At 65.4% G+C, this 18,931-nt stretch carries 22 protein-coding genes; 13 read left to right on the forward strand and 9 right to left on the reverse strand.

The features are described 5' to 3' along the window. Positions 1-22: 22 nt before the first annotated feature. Together JF781_RS12710 and JF781_RS12715 are read left to right on the forward strand one after the other, a co-directional pair. Complete coding sequence (locus JF781_RS12710; RefSeq protein ID WP_225327424.1) at positions 23-1,228, forward strand: cytochrome P450; 1,206 nt, start codon at positions 23-25, stop codon at positions 1,226-1,228. 10 nt (positions 1,229-1,238) lie between these two features. Continuing rightward, positions 1,239-1,439 carry a ferredoxin gene (locus tag JF781_RS12715; protein WP_007777398.1) on the forward strand — a complete coding sequence of 67 codons (201 nt, stop codon included), beginning with the start codon at positions 1,239-1,241 and terminating at the stop codon, positions 1,437-1,439. Positions 1,440-1,442: 3 nt separating this feature from the next. Here JF781_RS12715 and JF781_RS12720 read toward each other — a convergent pair whose 3' ends face one another. From JF781_RS12720 to JF781_RS12755, 8 genes are all read right to left on the reverse strand, one after another. Beyond that, complete coding sequence (locus JF781_RS12720) at positions 1,443-1,727, reverse strand: DUF1330 domain-containing protein (protein ID WP_225324041.1); 285 nt, start codon at positions 1,725-1,727, stop codon at positions 1,443-1,445. Between the two features lie 30 nt (positions 1,728-1,757). Further along, complete coding sequence (locus JF781_RS12725) at positions 1,758-1,946, reverse strand: ferredoxin (protein WP_225324042.1); 189 nt, start codon at positions 1,944-1,946, stop codon at positions 1,758-1,760. Then, the gene (locus tag JF781_RS12730) at positions 1,943-3,217 is read right to left on the reverse strand and encodes a cytochrome P450 (RefSeq protein WP_225327425.1); all 1,275 of its coding nucleotides are present in this window, start codon (positions 3,215-3,217) and stop codon (positions 1,943-1,945) included. Before JF781_RS12730 ends, JF781_RS12725 begins: the two co-directional genes overlap by 4 nt. A gap of 136 nt (positions 3,218-3,353) precedes the next feature. Then, positions 3,354-3,881, reverse strand: coding sequence for a hypothetical protein (locus JF781_RS12735; RefSeq protein ID WP_225327426.1), 528 nt, complete (start codon positions 3,879-3,881; stop codon positions 3,354-3,356). Further along, positions 3,878-4,492, reverse strand: a complete 615-nt coding sequence (locus tag JF781_RS12740; protein ID WP_225327427.1) for a TetR/AcrR family transcriptional regulator — start codon at positions 4,490-4,492, stop codon at positions 3,878-3,880. The genes JF781_RS12735 and JF781_RS12740 overlap by 4 nt, the downstream gene beginning before the upstream one ends. 124 nt (positions 4,493-4,616) lie before the next feature. Then, on the reverse strand, positions 4,617-5,771 hold the full coding sequence (locus tag JF781_RS12745) for a thiolase family protein (protein ID WP_225327428.1): 1,155 nt from the start codon (positions 5,769-5,771) through the stop codon (positions 4,617-4,619). Between the two features lie 107 nt (positions 5,772-5,878). Next, positions 5,879-7,045 carry an acyl-CoA dehydrogenase family protein gene (locus JF781_RS12750; protein WP_225327449.1) on the reverse strand — a complete coding sequence of 389 codons (1,167 nt, stop codon included), beginning with the start codon at positions 7,043-7,045 and terminating at the stop codon, positions 5,879-5,881. Between the two features lie 96 nt (positions 7,046-7,141). Beyond that, positions 7,142-8,440 (reverse strand): amidohydrolase family protein, encoded by a 1,299-nt coding sequence (locus tag JF781_RS12755; protein ID WP_225327429.1) that lies wholly within the window; start codon positions 8,438-8,440, stop codon positions 7,142-7,144. Between the two features lie 398 nt (positions 8,441-8,838). On the opposite strand from JF781_RS12755, the gene JF781_RS12760 reads away from it, so the two are divergent. The 8 genes from JF781_RS12760 to JF781_RS12795 all read left to right on the forward strand — a co-directional run bounded on the left by JF781_RS12760 (position 8,839) and on the right by JF781_RS12795 (position 14,917). Continuing rightward, positions 8,839-9,372: a carboxymuconolactone decarboxylase family protein gene (locus JF781_RS12760; RefSeq protein ID WP_225327430.1), complete on the forward strand. Its 534-nt coding sequence runs from the start codon at positions 8,839-8,841 to the stop codon at positions 9,370-9,372. Positions 9,373-9,386: 14 nt separating this feature from the next. Continuing rightward, positions 9,387-10,664, forward strand: a complete 1,278-nt coding sequence (locus tag JF781_RS12765) for an aromatic ring-hydroxylating dioxygenase subunit alpha (protein WP_225327431.1) — start codon at positions 9,387-9,389, stop codon at positions 10,662-10,664. Then, the gene (locus JF781_RS12770) at positions 10,648-10,971 is read left to right on the forward strand and encodes a hypothetical protein (protein WP_095576547.1); all 324 of its coding nucleotides are present in this window, start codon (positions 10,648-10,650) and stop codon (positions 10,969-10,971) included. The genes JF781_RS12765 and JF781_RS12770 overlap by 17 nt, the downstream gene beginning before the upstream one ends. 3 nt (positions 10,972-10,974) lie before the next feature. Continuing rightward, complete coding sequence (locus JF781_RS12775; RefSeq protein ID WP_225327432.1) at positions 10,975-12,189, forward strand: amidohydrolase family protein; 1,215 nt, start codon at positions 10,975-10,977, stop codon at positions 12,187-12,189. Continuing rightward, positions 12,173-12,616 carry a nuclear transport factor 2 family protein gene (locus tag JF781_RS12780; protein ID WP_225327433.1) on the forward strand — a complete coding sequence of 148 codons (444 nt, stop codon included), beginning with the start codon at positions 12,173-12,175 and terminating at the stop codon, positions 12,614-12,616. The genes JF781_RS12775 and JF781_RS12780 overlap by 17 nt, the downstream gene beginning before the upstream one ends. An 11-nt stretch (positions 12,617-12,627) precedes the next feature. After that, positions 12,628-13,737 (forward strand): acyl-CoA dehydrogenase family protein, encoded by a 1,110-nt coding sequence (locus JF781_RS12785; RefSeq protein WP_225327450.1) that lies wholly within the window; start codon positions 12,628-12,630, stop codon positions 13,735-13,737. Positions 13,738-13,812: 75 nt separating this feature from the next. Continuing rightward, positions 13,813-14,568, forward strand: coding sequence for an acyl-CoA dehydrogenase family protein (locus JF781_RS12790; RefSeq protein ID WP_225327451.1), 756 nt, complete (start codon positions 13,813-13,815; stop codon positions 14,566-14,568). A gap of 79 nt (positions 14,569-14,647) precedes the next feature. Continuing rightward, positions 14,648-14,917, forward strand: a complete 270-nt coding sequence (locus JF781_RS12795) for a DUF4190 domain-containing protein (protein ID WP_225327434.1) — start codon at positions 14,648-14,650, stop codon at positions 14,915-14,917. Positions 14,918-14,925: 8 nt separating this feature from the next. On the opposite strand, the gene JF781_RS12800 is transcribed toward JF781_RS12795, so the two are convergent. Next, complete coding sequence (locus JF781_RS12800) at positions 14,926-16,101, reverse strand: acyl-CoA dehydrogenase family protein (protein WP_225327435.1); 1,176 nt, start codon at positions 16,099-16,101, stop codon at positions 14,926-14,928. A 243-nt stretch (positions 16,102-16,344) separates the two neighbouring features. On the opposite strand from JF781_RS12800, the gene JF781_RS12805 reads away from it, so the two are divergent. The 3 genes from JF781_RS12805 to JF781_RS12815 form a co-directional block, all read left to right on the forward strand. Further along, a complete protein-coding gene (locus tag JF781_RS12805; RefSeq protein ID WP_225327436.1) occupies positions 16,345-16,995 on the forward strand; it encodes a TetR/AcrR family transcriptional regulator in 651 nt (216 codons plus the stop codon). Positions 16,996-17,234: 239 nt separating this feature from the next. Further along, on the forward strand, positions 17,235-18,083 hold the full coding sequence (locus JF781_RS12810) for a mycofactocin-coupled SDR family oxidoreductase (RefSeq protein WP_225327437.1): 849 nt from the start codon (positions 17,235-17,237) through the stop codon (positions 18,081-18,083). A 23-nt stretch (positions 18,084-18,106) separates the two neighbouring features. Next, positions 18,107-18,931: SDR family NAD(P)-dependent oxidoreductase (locus JF781_RS12815; RefSeq protein WP_225327452.1), on the forward strand; the 825-nt coding region annotated here is incomplete at its 3' end.

Raw genomic sequence — 18,931 nt, forward strand, 5'->3', positions numbered from 1 at the left:
CCTCGCCGCTGAGGAGGATTCAGTGACAAAACCGAAGGTTGTCTTCGATCCGTACTCCGAGGACTACTTCAACAACCCGTTCGACATCTATCGGCGGATGCGCGAAGACGCGCCCCTGTATTACGACGAAAAAGAGGACTTCTACGCGCTGACCCGCCATGAAGATGTGGCGGCCGCGTTCAAGGACTTCGAGACGTATTCCTCGGCGCGCGGCTGCGACCTGGCGATGGTGCGGCGGGGCATTGCCCCCGAGCAGAAGTCGATCATCTTCATGGATCCTCCGGAGCACCGCCACATGCGCAGCCTGCTCAACAAGGCGTTCACTCCCCGGGCGATCCAATCGCAGCGCGAGACGATCATCGAGGTGATCGACAAGTACCTGGGCGCGGTCGACCCCGACAACTTCGACGTCGTTCAGGACTTCTCCGGGCCGTTCCCGGTGGAGGTCATCACCCGGATGGCCGGTGTGCCCGAGGAATACCGCCAGCAGGTCCGGCACTGGATCGACACCAGCCTGCACCACGAGCCGGGCCAGATCGAGGTCAGCGAAGCGGGCGTGCAGGCCAACATCGACACGGCGATGTACTACTTCAGCCTGGTCCAGGAGCGGCGCCTGGAGCCGCAGGACGACATGATCAGCCGGCTGATCGCCGCCGAGATTCCCGGCGAAGACGGCCAGCTGCGCAAGCTCGACGACATCGAGATCTGCGGGTTCGCAACCCTTCTGGGCGGCGCGGGCGCGGAGACCGTCACCAAACTGATGGGCAACGCCGCGGTGATCTTCGCCAACCACCCCGACCAGTGGCAGAAGCTGCAGGAGGACCGGGACAAGATTCCCGGGGCGGTCGAAGAGCTACTGCGCTACGAGGGGCCGGTGCAATACAACGTCCGCTACACCCTCAAAGAGGCCCACGTCAGCGGTGGCGTCATTCCGGCGGGCAAACCGGTGTTCCTGTGCGGCGCCGCGGCCAACCGCGACCCGGAGGCCTTCACCGACGCCGACACGTTCGACATCGAGCGCGATCACACCGAGGCGCAGCACCTCGGGCTCGGGTACGGGATCCACAGCTGCCTGGGCGCCGCGCTGGCCCGCCTGGAAAGCCGGATCGCGCTGGAGCGGCTGCTCGACTTCATGCCGCGTTACGAGGTCAACTTGGCGGGATGTAAACGGGTGACCATGCAAAATGTGGCGGGCTGGAAGAACGTGCCCGTCAAGGTACTTCGCTGAGGGGGCCACGATGACGAAGAAGATCGAAGTCGATTGGGGACTCTGCGAAAGCAACGGTGTCTGCATGGGCATCAACCCGGACATCTTCGAGCTCGGCGACGACGACATGTTGACCGTCCACCAGGAAGAAGTCACACCGGAGAACGAGGCGGACGTGCGCGAGGCCGTCCGTCAGTGCCCTCGGCAGGCGATCTCCATCGTCGGAGAGTAGCGGTCAGAATCCGGAGAGGATGACCGCGTTGCAGTCGGCCGCCGCCTGGCGCAGTTTGGCCGCCTTTTGATAGCCCTCGGACTCGTACCAGGCGCGCGCGGCATCCACCGATTCGAATTCCAGGACGACGGTCTGGTCGCCGTGCCAGTCGCCTTCGATGACTTTGGGGGCGGTGTCCACCGCGAGAACCGTGGCACCGCTCATCGCCGATCCGGCTGCCTGGGCGTATGCCTTCATGCCCTCCGGGTCCTTGATCGCCTCGGTCAAGATGACATAACCTTTTGCCACGCCGAATCTCCTTGCCTGCCTGTGTATTAGTTACTTTTCGCTGATCGCCTGCTCGGGACAACACTGGATGGCCTCCCGGGCGTCAGCTTCCAATTCCGTTGGGACATCGGCATCTATCGCCACGGCGTAGCCATCGTCAGTCAGGCTGAACACGTCGGGACACAGTGTCAGACACATCCCGTGACCGCGACAGCGCTGATCGTCTACCCAGACCTTCATGCCAGCGTGAACTCCAGGTGCAGTTCGGTCAGACCGCGCAGGATGTACGTCGGAACATATTGGTAGCGGCGGTCATTCGCCGGACCGTGCTTGTCCTCGTTGATCCTGATGTCGGTCGTGCGGTCGAGCAGCCGCTCGAGCGCCACCCGGGTTTCGGCCCGCGCCAGCGGCGCGCCCGGGCAACTGTGAATTCCGCGGCCGAAGGAGATGTGCTGTCGGGCGTTCTTGCGCGCCGGGTCGAACGTGGCGGGGTCCTCGAAGCGACGCGGGTCGCGGTTGGCGGCCGCCTGCACGATCATCACGGTGCTGCCCGCCGGCAGGTCGACCCCACCGACGGTGGCCGGCACCCGGTTCATCCGGAAGTCGCCCTTGACCGGGCTCTCGTGGCGCAGCGACTCCTCGATGAAATTGGGTAGCAGGCTGCGGTCCTTGCGCAACTGCGCCTGGACGTCGGGCCGCTCCCCCAACGTCTGCAGCGCGGCACCGAGCAACCGCACGGTGGTCTCCTGGCCGGCCGAGAAGACGTTGGCCGCCACGCGCGCCACGTCCTCGACCTCCGGGATCGAGCCGTCGGGGAAGGTGGCGGTCGCCAGGCCGGTCAGCACGTCGTCGCGGGGCTCGCGGCGACGGTCCCGCACGTAGTCGGAGAAGAGGCCGTAGAGGAATTCCAGCGGGCTGTGCGCCAGCGATTCCTTGCCGGTGCCGCCCACGCCGCCACCCGAGTGCTCGCGGATGCCCTTGATGAATTTGTCGCGATCTTCCATGGGGACGCCCAGCAGATCGGCGATCACCAGCAGCGTGAAGGGCCCGGCGAAGCCCTTGATCCATTCGCCGTGGCCGGGCGCCAGGAACTCGTCGAGCGCCTGGTCGGCGAGCGCCCACATCGCGTCCTCGTTCTCCTTGAGGCGCTTCGGGGTGATCAGCCGCATCAGCAGGGAGCGGTGGTTGGTGTGGGTCGGCGGGTCGAGCGTGGGCAGCTGGTCGCTGAAGGGCAGCTCGTCGCGATGCCGCTCGATCAGCTCGGTGACGTCGTCACCCTCGAGCGGCACCGGAAAGCCGGGGAAGGGCCCGGTCACCGAGATGCACGACGACCACGTCTCGGCGTCGTTGAGCACCGCGCAGGCCTCGTCCCAGCCGGTGATCATGGTGACGTCGTGATGGCTCTCCCGCGTGACGGGGCACCGCTGACGCAGCGCCTCGTAGTAGGGGTACGGGTCTTCGATGAGCTCGCTGCCGCGGAAGAAATCCAACTCGGAGAATTCCCTCGTCATCCCCTGCTCCTTGAATCTCGGCGAGTGAGAACGTGCCTCTCGCAGATGAGTATTACATTTCCATAGGGGCACGGTGATCGTCAACGCGGGTCCGGCCCGGCACGGCCAAACGAGCGCTTTGCCCCGGGACAGCCGGTCAGCTGGCGGGCACCAGATCGGCGGCGACCGACGGCCACGCCAACAGCCCACTGCGGAAGGTCTCGACGTGGCCCACCGGAATCGGCGGCGCCCCTCCGATATTCGAGGCGGCCGCCAGGGCCTTGGCCTTGAACGTCTGCGCGGCCGTGCTCAGCTGGTGTTGCACCAGGCCGACGCTGTCGTCGAGTTCGGACGGCCAGTTCTCGCCCCACAGCGTGACCTCGGTGACGCCGTGATCGAGGGCCTGCAGGACGCCCTGGCGCACCCGCGGATCACAGCCGAACAGGTCGGCCGCGGCCGCCAGGGCCTGCGGGCGGGGGCGCGAATGCGCCGATGCCAGCGCGTCCTCAAGGTCGAGCACCCGGGCCCCGACGATCTGCAGGGGCCGGGCGTCGGGCTGGTCCGCCAGATCCATCAAAAGCACGGTGACGTCCCATCCCGCCATCGACCGGTCGAAGAGCCAGCCGCCGGCGAATCTCACCACGTCGATGACGGTGGCGGCGACGACGTCGAGCCGGTATCTCATGTCGTCGCGGTTTTCTTCGGCGGCGCGAAGTCCCGCGCCAGCGTCTCGGCGTACTGCTTGAACACCTCGGGTAGCGGTATCGAAGGATCGAGCAACCATGTGGTTTCCATTCCGTGGACAAAGGCGAGAATTTCTATCGCCTTGAGGGCGGGGTCGATGTCTTCGCGGTACCGGCCCTCGGCCTGACCGCGACGGATGAGGTCGATGACGATGTCGGTCGCGGCGCGGTGGCGGGCCAGCATGCGGTCATGCAACGGCGCCTCGGGAAGAATGCTCTCGACCAGCAAGACCGTGAACGTGCCCACCATGTCCGGTGCCCGACTGAAGCGGTCGGCGACCCGGGTGATCTCGACGAGGAGATCGCCGGCGCGGTCGGCATGGGAATCGTCGTCGAGGTCACGCGCGTCCAAGACCGCGTGCAGCAGCTGCTCCTTCGATTCGAAGTGATGCAGCAGCCCCGCCGGGGTGACCCCGGCTTCACCGGCGATCTGGGCGAGCGTCGTGTTACGCCAGCCGTTGCGGGTGAGGAGGCGTTGGGCGACGTCGAGGATCCGCTGCTTGCGGTCCTCACCCTTGGCGAGGAGCGTGTCGTAACGCCGGGCGACGGCCAAATGGACTCCTGAAGCAATGGGGCACGATCGGCGGGCTCAACCAACCTAGTGAACACACAGTAAGTTAGTTTGGCCGCTGTGACAAGGGTCACCGCGGGAGTGGTTCTCGCGAGAGTGGGTGTGGCTAGCTGACGAGCTCGACCAGCGTCGCGTTGGCGGTGCCCCCGCCCTCGCACATGGTTTGCAGCCCGTAACGAATCCCGTTGTCGCGCATGTGATACGCCATGCGGGTCATGAGCACCGCGCCCGAAGCACCCAGCGGGTGTCCCAGCGCGATGGCACCGCCCAGCGGATTCATCCGGGCGGGGTCCGCGCCGGTCTCCGCCAGCCACGCCAACGGCACCGGGGCGAAGGCCTCGTTGACCTCGAACACGCCCACCTCGGACAGCGCGACGCCGGCCTTGCTCAGCACCTTCTCGGTCGCCGGGATGGGCCCGGTGAGCATGAGCACCGGATCCGCCCCGGTCACCGCGCCCGCCAGGTAACGCACGATCGGGGTCAGGCCCAGCTCGACCGCCATCTCGGCGGTGGTCACCAACAACGCGGCGGCGCCGTCGGAGATCTGCGAGGAATTGCCGGCATGGATTACGCCGTCCTCGGCGAAGGCGGGCTTGAGCGCGGCCAGCTTCTCCACACTGCTTCCGCGCCGCACGCCCTCGTCGGCGGCCACGACGTTGTTCTCGGCCCCGTCGACGAATACCGGCACGATCTGGTCGGTGAACGCGCCGCCGTCCTGGGCCGCGGCCGCACGCTCGTGGGACTCGACGCTGTATTCGTCGAGCCGGGTGCGGGAGAAGCCCCACTTCTTGGCGATCATCTCCGCCGACAGGCACTGATTGAAAGAGAAATCGTCATAGCGGGCAAGCACTTTCGGGCCATAGGGCATGCCGGAGGCGCGTGCCGAACCGAGTGGGACTCGGCTCATGACCTCGACGCCGCCGGCCACGACGACGTCCTGCTGACCCGACATCACCGCCTGCACGGCGAAGTCCAGCGCCTGCTGGCTGGAACCGCAGGCGCGGTTGACGGTGGTCCCGGGAATGCTTTCCGGCCAGCCGGCGGCCAACACCGCATAGCGGCCGATGTTGCTGGACTGGTCGCCCACCTGGGAGACACAGCCCCACACCACGTCGTCGACGATCTCGGGGCCGATGCCGGTGCGTTCCACGAGTTCGTTGAGGACGACCGCGGCCAGGTCGGCGGCGTGCATGCCGGAAAGTGCGCCGTTGCGCTTGCCGACCGCAGTGCGGACGGCCTCGACGATGACTGTTTCACGCATATCTCTACTCCGATCGCTGCGCCCAACTATCCCATGATCGCCGAGCGTGTACTGAGGGCGAAAAACTCGCCAAAAATTCGCCGTGGCTGCACGTTCGCCGTCAGTGCTTAGTAGCTCCTCGGCAGCTTCAGGACGTTGGCGCCCAGGAAGTTCAAAATCATCTCCTGGCTCACGGGCGCGATCTTCATCAGCCGGGCCTCACGGAAGTAGCGCGTGATGTGGTATTCCTCGGCGTAACCCATGCCGCCGTGGGTTTGCAACGCCCGGTCCGCGGCGGTGAAGCCCGCGTCGGCGCACAGGTATTTGGCCGTATTGGCCTCGCGCCCACAGGATTTGCCGTTGTCATACAACCAGGTGGCCTTGCGCAGCATCAGCTCGGCCGCATCGAGCCGGGCCAGGGAATCGGCGAGCGGAAACTGCAGGCCCTGGTTCATCCCGATGGGCCGGCCGAAGACCTCACGCTCGTTGCCGTACTTCACCGCCTTCTCCAGCGCCACCCGGCCGATACCGAGGGCTTCGGCCGCGATCAGCATCCGCTCCGGGTTCAGACCGTCGAGGATGTACTGGAATCCCTTGCCCTCCTCGCCGACTCGGTCGGAGACCGGCACCTCGAGATTGTCGATAAACAGTTCGTTGGAGCTGACGGCGTTGCGGCCCATCTTGCGGATCGGGCGGATGTCGATTCGGCTACGGTCGAGGTCCGTGAGGAACAGCGTCATCCCGTCGGTCTTCTTGGTGACCTCGTCATAGCTTTGGGTTCGGGTCAGCAACAGGATCTTGTCGGACTCCATCGCCTTGGAGATCCACACCTTGCGACCGTTGACGATGTAGCGATCGCCGTCACGCTTGGCAAACGTGGTGATGCGGGAAGTGTCAAGCCCCGCACCAGGTTCGGTCACACCGAAGCAGACGTGCACCTCGCCGGTCGCGACCGCGGGCAACGTTCGGGCCTTGAGCTCATCGGAGCCGTGCACCACCACCGGCTGCATGCCGAAGATGGACAGGTGGATCGAGCTGGCGGCGTTCATCGCACCGCCGGATTTGGCGACCTCCTCGAGCAGGATTGTCGCTTCGGTGATTCCGAGGCCATGGCCGCCGTATTCGGTGGGGATGGTCATTCCCAACCAGCCGCCGTCGGCGATGGCGCGGTAGAACTCGGTCGGAAATTCGTGCGCCTGGTCTTTTTCCATCCAGTACTGGTCGTCGAACTTGCGCGCCAATTCCGCGACCGACCGACGGATCAGTTCCTGGTCATCGGTCAGCTCAAAGTTCATTCCAGCCACTGGTGGCACTCCTCGTCCTCAGCGCGAGAAGACGCAGAATCGCACGAATTCCTCCCGAACAGTGCGATTCTGCGTCTGCTCGCCAGATCAGTCCTTATTGCCGGAAAGGGCCTTGGCGTTGGCCGCGAAATCCGCGAAGGACGAGCCGCCTCGGCTGTCCTTGTCGTGGCCCTGGGCCTTGATGGACACATCGTGCCCCTCGGCGGCTTTGCGCAGCGCACCGACGGTCGCCTGTTCGCGCGAAATGTGCGTGAAGGGGTCGAACGAGTACCAGCGCATAGCGTTCTCGTAGGTCATCTTGTTGATCTCGTCGTCGGGAACGCCATTGAGGGACAAGACATCCCAGAGCTCTTCCGGCGCACCCGGCCACATCGAGTCGCTGTGCGGGTAGTCGGCTTCCCAACAGATGTTGTCGATGCCGATCATGTTGCGCAGCGCCACGCCAACCTTGTCGCTGATGAAGCAGGTCAGGAAGTGGTCGCGGAAAACCTCGCTGGGCAGCTTGCCCTTGAAGTCCTGGTGCGTCCAGGCGGAGTGCATTTCGAAGGTCCGGTCCGCGCGCTCTAGGAAGTAGGGGATCCAGCCGGTTCCGCCCTCGGACAGCGCGATCTTCAGGTCCGGGTACTCCTTGATCGGCTTGGACCACAACAGGTCCGCGGCGGCCTGCACGATGTTCATCGGCTGCAGCGTGATCATCACGTCCATCGGCGCATCGGGCGCGGTGATGGCCAGACGGCCCGACGATCCGATGTGCACGTTCATCACGGTGTCGGTGTCGCACAACGCCTTCCACAACGGAGCCCAATAGTCGTCGTGGAAACTCGGGTAGCCCATCGCGGCCGGGTTCTCGGTGAATGTCAGCGCATGCACGCCCTTCTTGGACACCCGGCGCACCTCGGCGGCGCACGCCTCGGCGTCCCAGATCACCGGTATCGCCATGGGGATGAACCGCGCCGGATAGGCGCCGCACCATTCTTCGATGTGCCAGTCGTTGTAGGCCTGCACCAGCGCAATCGAGAAGTCGTTGTCGTCGGTGGCGAACAGGCGCCCCGCAAAGCCGGGGAACGACGGGAAGCAGATCGAGGCCAGGATGCCGCCCGCGTTCATGTCCTTGACGCGCTCGTCCACGTTGTAACAACCCGGCCGGATCTCGTCGAGCCCCGTCGGCTCGATGCCGTACTCCTCTTTGGGCCGACCGGCCACGGCGTTGAGCGCCACGTTGGGGATGACGGTGTCGCGGAACTTCCACATGTCCGAACCGTCGGCGTTGTGCACCAGGCGGGGCGCATCGTCCTGATACTTCTTCGACAGATGGTTCTTGAACATGTCGGGCGGCTCGACGGTGTGGTCATCGACGCTGATCAGAATCATGTCTTCTTTGTTCATGGCCGTCCCTTTCGTCGGTTCCACCGAATCGATCACAGCCTCGGCGAATCGCTGTCCCGTGCCAAGATCACTAAAGTGAAAACTATCTTCTCGCCTGGCGAGAATCAACATCCATCGGTTGCTGAGCCGGCCCGCACCCGCCTGACCAGCGACCGAAGGAAACGGCGAATTTCGCGCCACCGAGCCGCGATGCCGTGAGGTAATACCTGGCGCGACGCACCGGCGCGATGGCCCGACCCCCTTATTCAGGAAAGCAGCCGTCCCGACCGCCCGGCGGACCACGCGGTGACCGGACTTGCGCCGGGGCGACACGCCGGCATTGACCGGGCACACGTTTCGTGCCAGTCTGTTAGTTGCAAATGAGAATCTAATTCTCTTTCACCGAGAGGACACTGCTAATGCGCTTGCGGCCGCTCCCCGCCGATCAGTGGGACGAGGCTACCCAGCAGGCCCTCTCGGCCATGCGTGAAGCGGACACCAACAACGCGCTGTCCACCCTGGCTCACCACCCGGCGCTGGCCAAGGCGTTCCTTCGATTCAACGTCCACCTACTGGTGTCGTCCACGCTGCCGCCGCGCATCCGCGAACTGGCCATCCTGCGGGTGGCCCACCGCCGGCAGTCTGCCTACGAGTGGTCCCACCACGTCAGGATGGCCAAGGAAGAAGGGATCACCGAGGACCAGATCGCGGCTTTGCAGCGCGGAGAGGCCCTCGACGAGTTCGACCAGGCCGTCATCACCGGGGTCGACGAGCTCGACGAGAAGTCGGAGCTCTCGGACGACACGTGGGCGGCGCTGGGCGAGCGTCTCAACGACCAGCAACGCATGGATTTCGTCTTCACGGTCGGCTGCTACGCCCTGCTGGCCATGGCCTTCAACACGTTTGGCATCCAGCCCGAGCACGCCGCCCCAGCCGCTACCAACGTCGAGTAAGAGGAGTAAGACCGTTGCCGCACTTCCCCAAGCCAGCCGCCGGCAGCTGGACAGAAAACTATCCCGAACTGGGCACCGAGCCGGTTGACTACACCGACTCGATCGATCCCGCGTTCTTCGAAGCCGAGCGCGACGCGGTCTTCCGGCGGATGTGGCTGAACGTCGGCAGGGTCAACCGACTCCCCCGCACCGGCAGCTACTTCACCAGGGAACTGCCGGCGGCCGGCAAGGGCACGTCGGTGATCATCGTCAAGACCAAGGACGGGTCGGTCAAGGCGTATCACAACGTCTGCCGCCACCGCGGAAACAAGCTGGTGTGGAACGACTTTCCCAACGAGGAGACCTCCGGCACCTGCCGGCAGTTCACCTGCAAGTACCACGCCTGGCGCTACAACCTCGACGGTGACCTGACCTTCATCCAACAGGAAGAAGAGTTCTTCAACGTCGACAAGGGCGACTACGGGCTGGCGCCGGTGCGCTGCGAGGTGTGGGAAGGCTTCATCTTCATCAACTTCGACGACAACGCGGCGCCGCTCACCGATTACCTTGGGCCGCTGGCCAAGAGCATCGAGGGGTACCCCTTCGGCGAGATGACGGAGGCCTACTCCTACCGGGCCGAGGTCGGCAGCAACTGGAAGCTGTTCATCGACGCGTTCGTCGAGTTCTACCACGCGCCGATCCTGCACCAGGGGCAGTACACCAAGGAAGAAGCCGCCAAGATCCAGAAGTTCGGCTACGAGGCGCTGCACTACGAGCTGGCCGGTCCGCACAGCCTGCAGTCGACCTGGGGTGGTCAGGCGCCGCCCCCGGACATGTCCATGGTCAAGCCGATGGACCAGGTGTTGCGCAGCGGGTTGTTCGGCCCGTGGGACAAGCCGGAGATCATCGAAAAGCTTGACCTGCCTTCGGGTGTCAACGTCAAGCGGGTGCCGCAGTGGGGCATCGACTCGTGGCTGTTCTACCCGAACTTCATGCTGCTGATCTGGGAGCCGGGCTGGTACTTGACCTATCACTACTGGCCGACCGCGGTGGACAAGCACATCTTCGAGTCCACGCTGTATTTCGTCCCGCCCCGCAATGCGCGGGAACGCCTGGCCCAGGAGTTGGCCGCGGTGACGTTCAAGGAGTATGCGTTGCAGGACGCCAACACGTTGGAAGCGACGCAGACCATGATCGGGACCCGGGCGGTCAAGGAGTTCCTGCTGTGTGACCAGGAAGTCCTGATCCGCCATCTGCACCACACGACCGCCAACTACGTCAAGGAGTACCAGCGCAATGGCGCTACCGTCTGAATTCGCCGCCCTCGAGCCCTATTTGGATTGGGACCTGGCCACCGAGCCCGAGCGCTACGCCAAGCGGCTCGCCTCGACGATGCCTCAGATGCAGGAGTTCTACGACGCCGCGTTCCCGTTGCTCAATGACGTGATCGCCTACTGCGACAAATTTCCGCTGAACGACCTGCCGGATGACGCAAAGACCCTGATGCACATCATGCAATCATTGGTCATGGTGTCGTTCCCGATCGAGGCATGGAAGCAGCCGCGCGTCCCCGACAGCGGCGCGGCGTGGGTGGAAGTGCTTCGGGAGCCGGTGATCTGACACGTGCTTACGCTCAAGGCGGCCGGGCTGCTCGACGTCGACGCCGGTGAGATCGTTCGGCCCGGCATTGTGCGGATCGAGGGTGACCGGATCGTCGGTGTCGGGGGCGAGCCGGAAGGCGAGCTCATCGATCTCGGCGATCAGATCCTGCTGCCCGGGTTGATGGACATGGAGGTCAACCTGCTCATGGGTGGTCGCGGGGAGAAACCCGGTCTGTCCCAGGTGCAGGACGACCCGCCGACGCGCATGTTGCGGGCGGTCGGCAACGCGCGCCGCACGCTGCGCGCCGGGTTCACCACGGTGCGCAACCTCGGTCTGTTCGTCAAAACCGGCGGATACCTGCTGGATGTCGCGCTGGGCAAGGCGATCGATGCGGGCTGGATCGACGGTCCACGGGTGGTGCCGGCGGGGCACGCGATCACACCGACCGGCGGGCATCTGGACCCGACGATGTTCGCCGCATTCTCGCCACACGTGTTGGAGCTGACCATCGAGGAAGGCATCGCGAACGGAATCGACGAGATCCGCAAAGCGGTGCGTTATCAGATCAAGCATGGCGCCGAGCTGATCAAGGTCTGCTGTTCGGGTGGGGTGATGTCGTTGACGGGTCCCCCTGGCGCACAGCACTATTCGGACGAAGAGCTGTGCGCGATCGTCGACGAGGCGCACCGGCGCGGGATGCGCGTCGCCGCGCACACCCACGGCGCCGATGCGGTCAAGCACGCCGTCGCCGCCGGGATCGACTGCATCGAGCATGGCTTCTTGATCGACGACGAGGCGATCGCCAGCATGGTCGAACACGGCACCTTCCTGGTGAGCACGCGGCGGCTGGCCGAAGGAATGGACGTCTCGCACGCGCCGCCCGAACTACAGGCCAAGGCCGCCGAGATGTTCCCGAAGTCGCGCACGTCGATCTTGGCCGCGCACAAGGCCGGTGTGAAAATCGCCGTCGGGACCGACGCCCCGGCGATCCCGCACGGAAAAAACGCCGACGAACTCGTCACGCTGGTGGAGTGGGGTTTGCCGCCCTTGGCGGTGCTGCGCGCGGCCACCACCACCGCGGCCGATCTCATCAACTCGAGCGACCGCGGCCGGCTGGCGCAAGGCCAGCTCGCCGATATCATCGCCGTGCCGGGAAACCCGTTGGAAGACATCACTGTTACCCAGCGCGTCAGCTTCGTCATGAAAGGCGGCAAGGTCTATGCCAACGAGAACTGACGACCTTGTCGAGATCCAGCAGTTGCTCGGCCGCTATGCGGTGACCATCACCCAGCAAGACATCGACGGTCTCGTCGCCGTCTTCACTCCGGACGGGACCTACAGCGCGTTCGGCGAAACCTACAGCCTGAACCGGTTTCCGGAACTGGTGGCCGCGGCCCCAAAGGGCTTGTTTCTCACCGGGACCGCGGTGGTCGACCTTGACGGTGACGCGGCCAGCGGAACCCAACCGCTGTGCTTCATCGACCACTCCAGTCACGACATGCGGATCGGTTACTATCGCGACACCTATGTGCGAACCGCCGACGGGTGGCGCCTCAAGACCCGCGCGATGACCTTTATCCGCCGCAGCGGTGTGCACGATTCCGGGCGCCCCCACGCCATCGGGCGCCCCGCCGGTGACTCGGCGACCCAGGCAACGACCTAAGGAGCCAACCAATCGACAGTGCGGTCAATGTCGAGCAGTTCCGAGCAGACCTGCGCGCGTGGCTCGACGACAACGATCTGACACCCGGGCCCGACCATTCGCTGCAGGGCCACATGCAGCAGTTCGCCCGGGTCAGTCGCGCGCTCTACGACGCCGATTGGATGCGGTACGGCTGGCCGAAAGAAGTCGGCGGGTTGGGCGGTCCGGCGCTGCTGCGCGCGGTCGTCGGCGAGGAGGTGGTGGGCCGTCGGCTGGCCGAACCCGGCCCGTACTCGATGCTCGAAGTGCTCGCACCCACCATGATCGACTACGCGCCCCCGGAGCTCGCCGCGGAAATGGTGCCGAGACTGCTGAGCGGCGAAGAGCAATGGTGCCAGGGCTTTTCCGAGCCGGGATCCGGCAGTGACCTCGCGTCGCTGACCACCCGCGCGACCCCCCAAGGCGACAACTGGATCGTCAACGGGCAAAAGGTGTGGACCAGCTTCGCGCAGTTCTCGACGCGGTGCGTCCTGCTCACCCGCACCGCGCCCGGCCACGAGGGAATCACCGCCTTCTTCGTCGACCTCGACACCCCCGGCATCACCGTCCGGCCACTGCGCACCATGCACGGCGTCGACGAATTCTGCGAGGTGTACTACGACGACGTCGTGATTCCGGCGAGCAGGATGCTCGGCCGCCCCGGAGACGGCTGGCGGCTCGCCATGGACCTGCTGCCCTTTGAGCGTTCCTCCTGCTTCTGGCAGCGAATCGCCTACCTCTACTCCCGCTTCGACGACCTCATCGCCGAAGCGTCCGAGATCGGTTCCCCCGACGAATCCGCGCTGGGCGGAGCCTATCTGGCGCTGCACACCCTGCGCTGCCGGTCGCGCGCCACCCAGCACCGGATGCGCGACGGGGCCCGCTTGGGCCCCGAGACCTCCATCGACAAGGTGCTCCTGGCCGCCGCCGAGCAGCGGCTCTACGACACCGTCCGCGACCTGCTGCCGGCGAGGCTCGAACTCGAGGACACACCGTGGCGTTCGGAGTACCTGTACTCACGCGCGGCGACGATCTATGGCGGCACCGCCGAGATTCAGCGCAACATCATCGCCCGCCGACTGCTCGACCTCGGGAAGGAGTGAAGCGTGACGCCTTCGCCGGACACCGAGTCAGATCCCGAATCGCTGCGCCTGCTGGCTGACTCGCTGCGGACGACGATGGGCGCCGCCTCGGGAGCCAAGCTCGACGCGGCGCTGACCGACCTCGGTTGGCGCGACATGCTCGACGAAATGCCCGACATCGCAATACCGTTGGTGTTCACGCTGCTCGGCGAGACCGGTGCGCACGCGCCCGTGCTCAACGACGTGGTGCTGTGCGCGGCCGGTGAAGCGCCCGGCGGCGCCCTGCCGTTGCCGTTCGCCGGCGGAACGTGGGTGCTGTGGGAGCGTCGCGACGGGTCCGAGTCGGCGATCGATGAGTTGCTCCCGATACGCCCTGTGCCGCAAGGTGATCCATTGCCGTCGGCCGCGCTACAGGCGGGATGGCGGGCCCTGGGCTGGTGGCTGGTCGGCACCAGCCGCGCCATGCTCTCGCTGGCCCGTCAGCATGCCCTGGACCGCGTTCAGTTCGGTCGGCACATCAGCTCGTTCCAGGCGATCCGCCACCGCCTGGCCGAGACGTTGGTGGCCATCGAGGGCGCCGAGGCGACGCTGCGGGCCGCGACCGAGTGCGACGACGAGGGGCTGGCCTCCTTGCTGGCCAAGGCCGCGGCCGGCCAGGCGGCGCTGACCGCCGCGCGGCACTGCCAGCAGGTGCTCGCCGGCATCGGATTCACCGCCGAACACCCGCTGCACCACCACATCAAGCGCTCCCTCATCCTCGACGGACTGCTGGGTAGCGCCCGAGAACTCACGCGCGAAGCCGGAAGCGCGCTGGTGGCAACGGGATCCGCGCCACGGCTTGCCCAGCTGTAACGGAGCTGTTTTCGCGCCATGAGCGGACCCCTGGGGGCGTCGACGTAGACTCGTCCCGACACCTAAAGGATGGGACCCAATGAGTCACCCCGACACACCGCGAAACGAGGTCGGCGTCGCCTCGCTGCTGCTCGGCCTGGTCGGGCTCATCACGTGCTGGATGATGCTGGGGGTGCCGTTCGGCATCGCGGCGGTGGTGACGGGCGACATCGCCCGGCGGCGCGTCGCCCGCGGGGAGGCGAACAATCCTCGAATCGCGTTGGCCGGGATGGTTTTAGGCGTGATCGCGATACTGGTGGGCCTCGTCGCAATCGGCTACTACGCCAGGCTGGACGTCGCCAAGCACTGACGCGCGGATCAATTCCGCGGCAGCCCGAGTACGCGTTCGGCGATGATGTTGCGTTGTATTTCCGAGGTTCCGCCGGCGATGGTCGCGGCGAAGGTGCGCGTGTACCGGTCGAACCAGGCGCCGTAGTGGCTGTCCAGGTTGAGCGGGGCGAACGGGGCGGTGACCCCGCGCAACACCAGTCCGTCGCCGCCCTTGGCGGCCAGCGCGTCCTCGCAGGCGCGTTGCATCGCCTCCGAGCCGAGCAGCTTGAGCACCGACTGGGCGGGCACGTCTTCTTCCCCGCGCGCGGCTTTGGCCAGCGTCGCCGACCCGAGCAGTCGCATCGCGTAGAAATCCATCACCAGCGTCGCGTAGCGATCCCGCTGGACGGGCCCCGCGGGGCTGGTTTCGACGGTCAGCGCGTGCAACATGTCTGCGTAATCCAGCCACAGCATTGCGCGTTCGTGACCGAGCGAACCGGTCGCGACGCGCCAGCCCGCGTTGAGTTCGCCCACCAGGTTCTCGGCCGGCACCCGCGCGTCGGTGAAGAAGACCTCGTTGAAGTCGACGTCTTCGATGTCGCCCATCGAGGCGAACGGGCGGCGGACCACACCGGGGGTGTCGGTCGGAATCAGTAAAGCGCTGATGCCCTTGTGTTTTGGGGCGCCCGGATCGGTGCGCACGAACGTCAACAGCACATCGGCGTGATGGGCGCCCGATGTCCACACCTTTTGTCCGTTGACCACGAAGTGGTCACCGTCAAGCACCGCGCGGGTTTTCAGCGACGCGAGGTCCGATCCCGCGCCCGGTTCGCTCATACCCAGCGACGCGGTGATCTCCGCCCGCAGGATCGGTACCGCCCACCGCTGCTTCTGTTCGGGGGTGCCGAACGTCAACAACGACGCCGCGATGATGCCCACGCCCTGCGGGTTGAAGCTTTGATAGATCCGCCGTCGTGACAACTCTTCTTGGTACACGTATTGCTGCAGCAGCGTCGCATTGCGCCCGCCGAACTCCGGCGGATTGCCGGGCAGGAGCCACCCGCTGTCGAACAGCAGGCGCTGCCACCGGCGGGCCCACGCGGGGATGTCCGAACTCGACTGCGGCCGGTCGAGCGCCTCGGCCTCGGACGGCAGATGCTCATCGAGGAAAGCGACGAATTCGGCGCGGAACGCCTCCACGTCGGCGTCAAACGTCAGCTGCACGGCACTTCCCGAAATGGTCCTGAGCGCACTTACTCCGTCGGTAGATCACGCTTTCCGCCAACGGCGCGGTTCGCTCTTGCGATTACGCTTCCCTAGACACGTGTAAGAGAATACTATTCTCGTGGTAAGAAAGTTACAATCTCCGACACGTGATCCGTGAGGGGGTCGAGCGCAGCGATGTCACGGCGTTCTCCGGTAGAGTCCAACCATGTTCTCCCAGCGCGGCAATCACCTGAGTCGGCCGTGACCAATCCCAGCGAAGAGCCGGCCTGGAAGCAGCGCGCCGTCGAGCGGTCCATCAAGACGGCGAAATTGCGTGCGGCGCAACGGGTTCAGCGCTTCCTCGACGCCGCCCAAGCCATCATCATCGAAAAGGGCAGCACCGACTTTACCGTCCAGGAGGTCGTGGACCGCTCCCGCCAGTCACTGCGCAGCTTCTACCTGCAATTCGACGGCAAGCACGAGCTGTTGCTGGCGCTGTTCGAAGATGCGCTGAGCCGCTCCGCCGACCAGATCCGCGCCGCCACGGAAAGCCACAGCGATCCGCTGGAGCGGCTGCAGGTCGCCGTACAACTGTTGTACGAAGCCTCGCGCCCGGATCCGACCGCCAAGCGCCCGCTGTTCACCGACTTTGCTCCTCGATTGCTGGTGACACATCCGGCCGAGGTCAAGGTCGCGCACGCTCCGTTGCTAGCGTTGCTGACGGAACTGATGGACGCGGCCCACGATGCCGGGAAGTTGCGCACCACCATCAACCCCAAGCGCGTGGCCGCCATGACCATGCAGACGGTGATGTTCATCGCGCAGTCCAGCGGCGGCCCCGACGACGCGACGACCCACCCCATCACCGCAGAAGAGGTATGGGACTTCTGCTCACGCGGCTTCGTCGCGTAACACCGCCCCACGGGCCGTAATCTTCCTCACTCCGGAGCTGAGCAAATAGCGCACGCCGTTTGCCGGTGAGAATGAGATTCTCTAATATCTAGAACCACGAGTAGCCGAAACGGATTCGCCATTGACACCCGTGACGGCCGAATGACAGAGTTCAAAAGCGGCAAGACCCACGATCCGGGGACGCGATTGTTCTCCGCGCAGGCGTGCCGATCAGATCAAAGTCAGGAGTTGAGGTAGCCATGACCGGACGTGTTGAGGGCAAAGTCGCCTTGGTCACCGGAGCGGCGCGCGGTCAGGGCCGCAGTCACGCGGTGCGGTTGGCGCAGGAGGGCGCGGACATCATCGCCATCGATATCTGCAAGCCCATCCGCGAGGGCGTGCTGGACACCGCGATCCCGGCGTCGACGCCCGAGGACCTGGCCGAGACCGCCGACCTGGTCAAGGGGCACAACCGCAGGATCTTCACGGCCGAGGTGGACGTCCGCGACTACGATGCGCTCAAGGCGGCGGTGGACAACGGCGTCGAGCAACTCGGGCGTCTCGACATCATCGTCGCCAACGCCGGAATCGGTAACGGCGGCGAGACTTTGGACAAGACCAGCGAAGAAGACTGGACCGAGATGATCGACATCAATCTGGCCGGGGTGTGGAAAACCGTGAAAGCCGGTGTGCCCCATCTGCTGGCCGGTGGTCGCGGCGGTTCCATCATCCTGACCAGCTCGGTCGGCGGCCTCAAGGCCTACCCCCACACCGGCCACTACGTCGCGGCCAAGCACGGCGTCGTCGGGCTGATGCGTGCCTTCGGAGTTGAATTGGGACAGCACATGATTCGCGTCAACTCCGTGCATCCCACGCACGTCAAAACCCCCATGCTGCACAACGAAGGCACCTTCAAGATGTTCCGGCCGGACCTGGAGAACCCGGGCCCCGACGACATGGCGCCGATCTGTCAGCTGTTCCACACCCTGCCGATCCCCTGGGTTGAGCCGATCGACATCAGCAACGCGGTGCTGTTCTTCGCCTCGGACGAGGCCCGCTACATCACCGGTGTGACCCTGCCGATCGACGCGGGTAGCTGCCTGAAATAGAGTTCCGTCCCATGGACGGATCTCTGTCTGGTTTCGACGGCCGCGGGGCCGTGATCACCGGCGGTGCCAGCGGCATCGGCTTGGCCACGGCCACCGAATTCGCCCGCCGCGGCGCCCGCCTGGTGCTCTCCGACGTCGATCAGCCGGCGCTGGAACAGGCGGTGAATCGGCTGCGCGGCGAGGGCTTCGACGCGCACGGCGTCGTCTGCGACGTCCGGAATCTCGACGAGATGGTTCACCTCGCCGACGAGGCCTTCCGGTTGCTCGGCAGCGTCGACGTCGTTTTCAGCAATGCCGGCATCGTCGTCGCGGGTCCGATGGGCCAGATGAATCACGACGACTGGCGGTGGGTGATCGACATCGACCTATGGGGATCGATCCATGCCGTCGAGGCATTCGTGCCCAGGTTGATCGAACAGGGCACGGGCGGGCACATCGCGTTCACCGCCTCCTTCGCCGGGTTGGTGCCCAACGCCGGTCTCGGGACGTACGGCGTTGCCAAATACGGGGTCGTCGGACTCGCCGAAACGCTGGCGCGTGAGGTCAAGGCCAATGGCATTGGCGTATCGGTGCTGTGCCCGATGGTCGTGGAAACCAAGCTGGTCTCCAATTCCGAGCGGATCCGCGGCGCGGACTACGGGCTGTCGGCCAGTCCGGAGGGGGCGTTCGGAACGTTGCCCACCCAGAACGAGAGCGTCAGCGCCGACGATGTCGCGCGGTTGACGGCGGATGCAATTCTGGCGAACCGGCTGTACATCCTGCCGCACGCGGCGGCCCGCGAGTCCATCCGCCGCAGGTTCGAGCGCATCGACCGGACCTTCGACGAACAGGCCGCCGAGGGCTGGACG

It is taken from the genome of Mycobacterium sp. WUMAC-067 (assembly GCF_020217485.1).
Classification (GTDB): domain Bacteria; phylum Actinomycetota; class Actinomycetes; order Mycobacteriales; family Mycobacteriaceae; genus Mycobacterium.

Coding starts and splice junctions, on each gene's coding strand:
- JF781_RS12715 (WP_007777398.1), top strand. CDS start 1,239: ATGACGAAGAAGATCGAAGTCGATTGGGGACTCTGCGAAAGCAACGGT.
- JF781_RS12725 (WP_225324042.1), bottom strand. CDS start 1,946: ATGAAGGTCTGGGTAGACGATCAGCGCTGTCGCGGTCACGGGATGTGT.
- JF781_RS12730 (WP_225327425.1), bottom strand. CDS start 3,217: ATGACGAGGGAATTCTCCGAGTTGGATTTCTTCCGCGGCAGCGAGCTC.
- JF781_RS12735 (WP_225327426.1), bottom strand. CDS start 3,881: ATGAGATACCGGCTCGACGTCGTCGCCGCCACCGTCATCGACGTGGTG.
- JF781_RS12745 (WP_225327428.1), bottom strand. CDS start 5,771: ATGCGTGAAACAGTCATCGTCGAGGCCGTCCGCACTGCGGTCGGCAAG.
- JF781_RS12750 (WP_225327449.1), bottom strand. CDS start 7,045: ATGAACTTTGAGCTGACCGATGACCAGGAACTGATCCGTCGGTCGGTC.
- JF781_RS12755 (WP_225327429.1), bottom strand. CDS start 8,440: ATGAACAAAGAAGACATGATTCTGATCAGCGTCGATGACCACACCGTC.
- JF781_RS12760 (WP_225327430.1), top strand. CDS start 8,839: ATGCGCTTGCGGCCGCTCCCCGCCGATCAGTGGGACGAGGCTACCCAG.
- JF781_RS12770 (WP_095576547.1), top strand. CDS start 10,648: ATGGCGCTACCGTCTGAATTCGCCGCCCTCGAGCCCTATTTGGATTGG.
- JF781_RS12780 (WP_225327433.1), top strand. CDS start 12,173: ATGCCAACGAGAACTGACGACCTTGTCGAGATCCAGCAGTTGCTCGGC.
- JF781_RS12790 (WP_225327451.1), top strand. CDS start 13,813: ATGGGCGCCGCCTCGGGAGCCAAGCTCGACGCGGCGCTGACCGACCTC.
- JF781_RS12795 (WP_225327434.1), top strand. CDS start 14,648: ATGAGTCACCCCGACACACCGCGAAACGAGGTCGGCGTCGCCTCGCTG.
- JF781_RS12810 (WP_225327437.1), top strand. CDS start 17,235: ATGACCGGACGTGTTGAGGGCAAAGTCGCCTTGGTCACCGGAGCGGCG.